The organism is Planomonospora corallina, from assembly GCF_042650625.1.
Taxonomy (GTDB): domain Bacteria; phylum Actinomycetota; class Actinomycetes; order Streptosporangiales; family Streptosporangiaceae; genus Planomonospora_B; species Planomonospora_B corallina.
In genome coordinates, this window is the sequence record NZ_JBHSBM010000048.1 from 1 (window position 1) to 5,916 (window position 5,916).

The 5,916-nt window shown below is 71.7% G+C and carries 7 protein-coding genes; 1 reads left to right on the forward strand and 6 read right to left on the reverse strand.

The features are described from left to right. The 6 genes from ACFOWE_RS30135 to ACFOWE_RS30160 form a co-directional block, all read right to left on the reverse strand. Positions 1-878 (reverse strand): hypothetical protein (locus tag ACFOWE_RS30135; RefSeq protein ID WP_377293823.1); only part of this gene is annotated, 878 nt, incomplete at its 3' end. A gap of 108 nt (positions 879-986) precedes the next feature. Beyond that, a complete protein-coding gene (csrA, locus tag ACFOWE_RS30140; RefSeq protein WP_377293825.1) occupies positions 987-1,247 on the reverse strand; it encodes a carbon storage regulator CsrA in 261 nt (86 codons plus the stop codon). A gap of 47 nt (positions 1,248-1,294) precedes the next feature. Next, positions 1,295-1,720, reverse strand: a complete 426-nt coding sequence (locus tag ACFOWE_RS30145) for a flagellar assembly protein FliW (protein ID WP_377293827.1) — start codon at positions 1,718-1,720, stop codon at positions 1,295-1,297. 20 nt (positions 1,721-1,740) lie between these two features. Next, positions 1,741-2,631, reverse strand: a complete 891-nt coding sequence (gene flgL, locus ACFOWE_RS30150; RefSeq protein ID WP_377293829.1) for a flagellar hook-associated protein FlgL — start codon at positions 2,629-2,631, stop codon at positions 1,741-1,743. 7 nt (positions 2,632-2,638) lie between these two features. Then, the gene (flgK, locus tag ACFOWE_RS30155) at positions 2,639-4,081 is read right to left on the reverse strand and encodes a flagellar hook-associated protein FlgK (protein ID WP_377293831.1); all 1,443 of its coding nucleotides are present in this window, start codon (positions 4,079-4,081) and stop codon (positions 2,639-2,641) included. Positions 4,082-4,084: 3 nt separating this feature from the next. Then, positions 4,085-4,567 (reverse strand): flagellar protein FlgN, encoded by a 483-nt coding sequence (locus ACFOWE_RS30160; RefSeq protein ID WP_377293833.1) that lies wholly within the window; start codon positions 4,565-4,567, stop codon positions 4,085-4,087. Positions 4,568-4,838: 271 nt separating this feature from the next. On the opposite strand from ACFOWE_RS30160, the gene ACFOWE_RS30165 reads away from it, so the two are divergent. Beyond that, positions 4,839-5,714 (forward strand): sigma-70 family RNA polymerase sigma factor, encoded by an 876-nt coding sequence (locus ACFOWE_RS30165; protein ID WP_377293835.1) that lies wholly within the window; start codon positions 4,839-4,841, stop codon positions 5,712-5,714. The last annotated feature ends 202 nt before the right edge of the window (positions 5,715-5,916 follow it).

The window sequence follows — 5,916 nt, forward strand, 5'->3', positions numbered from 1 at the left end:
GTCAGCAGGAGGCCGGCGCCCGCGGTCAGCGGGCCGAGCAGCGCCAGCGCCAGGAACACCGTGATCCGGGCCCGGCTGGAGACGACGGGGGCTCCCATCCGCTCCGCGCCCGCCGCGCTGGGGTGCAGCGCGGCACCGCCGACCAGGACCGCCCAGCCCAGCCAGCCGACCATGCAGACGGCCCCGGACGGGCGGCCCTCGGCCAGGTCCAGCAGGTAGGCGGCGTCCGCCACGAACAGCAGGACATAGGCGCCGCTCAGCTGGAGCAGCCACGGCGCCCGGCCGTTGTCGGAGGTCATCCGCAGGACCAGGCCCAGCATGAACAGGTCCATGACGGGGGTGGCCAGCGCGAAGGCGAGCTCCCCGCCGGAGAGGGCGCTCCGGTGGAGCAGCGGGTCGACGAAGAAGGCCCAGAAGGGCATGGCCACGCCGACGGCGATGATCGAGGCGTCCAGCAGCCCGGCCCGGCGCGAGCCGTCGGTCCACAGGCCCAGCAGCAGGAGCGCCACCAGGCCCAGGCCGTACGTGAGCAGGGTGCCGAGCTGGTAGAGGAGCAGGGCCGTGGGGCTCTCCAGCCAGACCCAGCCGATGCCCCAGAAGAGCGCGGAGTTCACCCAGGCGATCGTGATGGCCACGCCGATCAGCCGCCAGGGCCACCGGTGGCCCAGGCCGTACCGGCGGATCCCGGTGATGACGGCCGCCGTCGACGCCCCCTGCACCACCACCCAGGACAGGGCGTCCAGGACGGGGGAGACGGCCGCCAGCAGCGGCGCGACGAGAACCAGCACGCCGCCGGACAGGAGATACGCCAGCCGGCCGCGCGGCGCGCGGACCTGCGCGCCGCCGGTCGGTGAGACTCCAGGGAACGTCCGGCTCATGGTTTTCTCTTGTCCGCTCAGGGGCGAGGGGCGGCGGGGCGTGCCGAGGCCGGTCTCCGCCCGGCGGCGGCTCCGGAGAGGGGCTGCGGAGAGAGGTGGCCGGAGGGCCTACGCGTCCGGCTTGCCCGGGGCGTCCGGTCTGCCGGGCCGCAGCATGCTGCGGAGCGCGGCCAGCGCCTCCTCGTTGGGCGAGGCGGCCTCGCGGTTGGCCGCCTGCAGCTCGCGGAAGACCTCTTCGCGGTGGACCGGCACGGACCGGGGCGCGCGGATGCCGATCCGGACCACGTCTCCCCGGACGTCGAGCACGGTCACGACGACGTCGTCGCCGATCATCAGACTCTCCCCCGAGCGGCGGGTCAGCACCAGCACGTGCGGCCTCCTTATCTCACCGGGGGACTACGGCAGCCTAACCGATCTCAGGCGGATACCAGCGGAGCCCGGACCGGCAGGTCCGATCCGCTGAGCACCGTCTGCACGGCCCGGCGGGTGCGGGTGTCCACGACGATCGGGGCCAGCAGGTTGGCCGTGGCGTCGGTGATGGAGCCCGGCGCCGTCACGATCAGCAGGACGAGCAGCTCCGAGGAGGCGTCCGCGCCGAGCATGTCCAGGGTCTCGTCGCCGATCTCCGGCTCGTAGGCCGGGAAGAAGGGGTTCGGCGAGATCACCAGGAACCGCAGGTCCGGGTCCTCCAGCGAACGCAGCGAGTACAGCAGCCCGTCCTCGTCGACCCGGACGAGGACGAAACGGCGGTTGTTCGCGAAGCCCGGCATCGGGCAGACGAACTCGATCGCCGGCAGCTCGCCGCCGGTCGTGCCCACCGGGGCCGCGGTGTCAGCGTTCATCGGGCGGTCCTTAACAGAGATCACTTCAGGAAGTCCACGAGAGAGGGCTGCACGACCCGGGCCGTCGCCGCCAGCGCCGCCTGGTAGGCGGTCTGCTGCAGGGTCAGCTCGGTGATCGTCTTGGGCAGGTCGATGTCTTCGATGTCGGACAGCTGGGTCTTGAGGCTCAGGATCCGGGCGTCGGCGGTGTCGCGCATCTGCGTCACGCGATTGTAACGAGCACCGACGTCCGCGACCTCGGTCTGCATGGTCTTGATGCTCGTGTCGAGGCGGGCGAGGTCGTCGCCGAGGGCCGACGGGTCGTTCTTCAGGTGCTCGGAGATGTCGGCCAGCACCTTGAACAGCTGGTTCTCACCGGTGCCGAAGACCCTCTCCCCGTCGGAGTTGACCGCGACCTTGGTGTTGTCGCCGATCGTGCGGAGCACCTCGCCGCCCTGGCCCTGGTGGGTCCCGTCCTGCTCGTAGGCGGTGGTGCCGCTCGCGGCGCCGGCGAAGACGGGCCGGCCCAGGTAGGTGGTGTTCGCGACGTTGATCAGGGACGACCGGATGTTGTCGATCTCGGTGGCCAGGGCGGTGCGTGCGCTGACCGAGCCGCCGGCGCCGGTCGACATGCCCTGGAGCACCAGCTCCCTGGCCCGGTTGACCTGGCTGTTCGCGCTGGTCAGCGCGGTGTCGATGGTGCCCAGCCAGCCGAGGCCGTCGTCGGCGTTGCGCAGGTACTGCTCCTGCGTGCGGATGTCGCTGCGCAGGGAGAGCGCCGACGTGGTGCCCGCGGGCGAGTCGGACGGGCGGGCCAGCTGCTTGCCGCCGGACAGCCGTACCTGGATGTCCTCCAGGCGGGAGATGTTGCCCTGCAGGTTGTTGAGCACTCTGGTGGAGATGGAGCGCTCGGTGACACGCATGTAAGTCATAAGGTCATCAGCCCCGGATCATGCTGAAGAGGGAGTCGAAGGTGCTGTTGATCGTGTTGATCACCTGCGAGGCGGCCTGGTAGGCGCGCTGGTAGAGGAGGATGTTCGCCATCTCCTCGTCCAGGCTGACGCCCGACTGGGCGGCGCGCTGCGCGTCGTTGTTCTGCGTCACGGTCGCCTGGATCATGGTCCGCCGCTGCGCGGCCTGGGAGGCGACGCCCAGCGCGGTCACGGTCTCCCGGTAGTACCGGTCAGGGCCGCCGGCGGCGCTCGCGAAGGCCGCCAGGGCGTCGGCGTTGCCGGCGTCCAGGTTCCCGGTGACGGGCAGCGGGTTGCCGTCGCCGTCGGTCCTGGGGACGGGCGCCATGGACGAGGCCGCGACCTTCGCCGGGTCGGCGATGCCGACGGTGATCGTCGCGGCGGTGATCGTCGTGCCGGTGGTGGCGGTGAAGAAGTCGCCGCCCGCGGCGCCGTTCAGGTCGTAGCCCTTGACGTGCTGGGTGTTGACGGTCGCGGCGAGCTTGCTCGCCACCTCGTCCAGCCGGGCCGCGTACTCCGGCAGGACCTCGTTGAGCGCGTGCAGGGAGGAGGCGAGCTGGCCGGAGGCGACGCCGGCGTCGGCGCTGCTGTCCTTCCACTGCAGGGCGACCGGGTTGCCCGGGTCGGCCATCACGTCCCGGAGCGAGCCGGCGCCGGCCACCTTCAGCTCGCGGAAGCTCCCGCCGTCGACCAGCTTGCCGCCGCCCAGGTGGACGTCGACCGCGCCGTTGGCCAGCGACTGGGAGGTGGCGCCGGTGAGCTCGGCCAGGCGCAGCACGAGGCCGTCGCGCTCGTCGGCGAGCTCGTTGGCGGGCAGGCCCGCCGCGGTGGCGCGCACGATCGCCTTGTTGAGCTGGGAGATGGTGTCGGCCGCGGTGTTGACCTCGGTGACCAGGGAGTCGACCTGGCCGAGGGTGCTGGTCCAGAGCGAGTCGAGCGCGTCGTCGCCGCTGCGCAGGCTGTCGGCGACGGTGCCGCCGCGCTGCAGCAGCTGCGCGCGGGCCGCCAGGTCGCCGGGCTGGTTGACGACGTCGTGCCAGGCGTTCCAGTAGTCCGACAGCTGGGACTGGATGCCGGTGTCGCTGGGCTCGTTGAAGACCTCCTCGATGCGGGCGTGGATGTCCTGCTGCCCGGCGAGGTAGGCGAACTTGGCGTGCTCGATCTGGCCGCGCGACTCCAGGAACGCGTCGCGCATCCGGGTGACGCCCGCGACGTCGACGCCGCCGCCGATGCCGTCGGTGATGGCGTACCGGGCCGGGGTGACCGCGCCGCCGATCGAGTTCATGTCGACCCGCTGGCGGGTGTAGCCCTCGGTGTTGGCGTTGGCGACGTTCTGCCCGGCCACGTCGAGCGCCTGGCGCTGCGCGTACAGGGCGCTCAGCGCGGTGGAGATTCCGGAGAAGGTGCTCATCTGCTACATCGCCTCGTTGACGAGTCGGGACGAGCGGCCGCCACCGACCGTCTCGCCGGAACGGCCGTAGGTCGCCACGGAGCCCGTGACGTTCATCAGCGCCTCGTGGACGGCGCGCGAGCCGACGGTCAGCAGCTCACGGTTGGTCTCGGCCAGCGCCGTGATCTCCGCGGTCACGGTCAGGAAGGCCGCCCGGTGCTGGCGGAACAGCTCCGACCAGGGCTCGCCGGCGGCGTCCGCCAGCGCTGAGAGGCTGGGCGCGGGCGGCAGGCCGAGCAGCACGGCCACCTCGTCCACCTGGGCCGCGCGCAGGACCTCGGTCTTGCGGATCTGCTCCAGGACCATCTCCACCTCGCGGGTGGCGTGCGGCAGCCAGCGGGTCTTGCCCGCGGCCAGTACGAGCTGCTCCTCCTCGAGCTTGAACAGCAGCAGGTCCAGCATCTCGCGGATCCGCCACAGCGTGCTCGACAGATCGGCCAAACTCATCCGTCCCGCCTTCACGGTCGTAGGGCCGCGCCGCGGACGGCGCGCTTCTCACCGGATCCCGTCGGCAGCGGGGCGACGGGCCTGAGGACTTCCCCGGCGAACACGCCGACTATGACCGCCTGTGCTCACTCCATGACGAGAAGTGAGATTCCGCAACCGTTCAGCAACCGAACGCAACCGATTCCTACCTCTTTGCGCAGGTTTCCTCTTCATGTCGGCACCGAACGGGCCGGTCTTACCACTTCTCACCATCGTCACGAAGGGGCAACACGTGAGGACTCAGGGCACCGCCACCATGGGCACCACCACCGTGAGCCGCGAGATCGACGACCTCGTCCGCGAGCACCTGCCCCTGGTCGGCCACATCGTCCGCGAGACCCTCATGCGCGTCCCCTCCCACGTGAACCGGGACGACCTGACCTCCGCCGGTCTGGCCGCCCTCGCCGCCGCCGCCCACTCCTTCGACCCCGAGCGCGGCACTCCCTTCGGCCGCTTCGCCGCCGTCCGCATCCGCGGCGCCCTGGTCGACGAGCTGCGCGGCCTCGACTGGGCCAGCCGTTCGGTGCGCAGCCGCGCCCGCCAGCTCGACAGCGTCCGCCAGGAGCTCAGCAGCTCCCTCGGCCACACCCCGACCAACCGCGAGCTCGCCACCGCCCTCGGCGTCGCCGAGGAAGAGGTCGAGGCCATCGAGGAGGACGTGCAGCGCGCCGTCGTGCTGAGCCTGCAGGGCTTCGCCCCCGGCACCGCCGAGGACATGGTCCCCGAGCAGACCGCCGGCCCCGAGGACCTGCTGCTCCACCGTGAGCGCCTCGGCTACCTCACCCACGCCATCGACTCCCTCCCGCAGCGCCTGCGCCTGGTCGTCACCCGCTACTTCCTCGAGGAGCGGCCCATGGCGGAGATCGCGACCGAGCTCGGCGTGACCGAGTCCCGCGTCTCCCAGCTGCGCGCCGAGGCCCTGGTCCTGCTCCGCGACGGCATGAACGCCCAGCTGGAGCCCACCATGGTCAAGGCCCCCGAGCGCCCCGACGGCTGCGTGGCCAAGCGCCGCACCGCCTACTACGCCGAGATCGCCGCCAAGGGCGACCTGCGCGCCCGCCTGGCCCTCACCGACCTCTACGGCGCCCCCGTCGCCCGCACCGCCTGACCTGATCGGACCTCCGTACGGCCTGCGCCCCGCGCCCCCGGGGCCGCGGGCCGTACGGGTTCTGTGACCGCCGGCTCTCGAAGAAGCCGGCGAAAAACCGCTGGGAACCCCTCAGCATCCCCCGGTGGCCGCCGATGGAAGCGGCAGACCGGGCCACGGACGGACCGGCACGACCCCGCTAAGGAGAGATCATCATGGGTCT

Excerpts from the sequence above, each read along its gene's own strand:
- ACFOWE_RS30145 (WP_377293827.1), bottom strand. The coding sequence starts at position 1,720 with ATGAACGCTGACACCGCGGCCCCGGTGGGCACGACCGGCGGCGAGCTG.
- flgK (WP_377293831.1), bottom strand. The coding sequence starts at position 4,081 with ATGAGCACCTTCTCCGGAATCTCCACCGCGCTGAGCGCCCTGTACGCG.
- ACFOWE_RS30160 (WP_377293833.1), bottom strand. The coding sequence starts at position 4,567 with ATGAGTTTGGCCGATCTGTCGAGCACGCTGTGGCGGATCCGCGAGATG.
- flgL (WP_377293829.1), bottom strand. The coding sequence starts at position 2,631 with ATGACTTACATGCGTGTCACCGAGCGCTCCATCTCCACCAGAGTGCTC.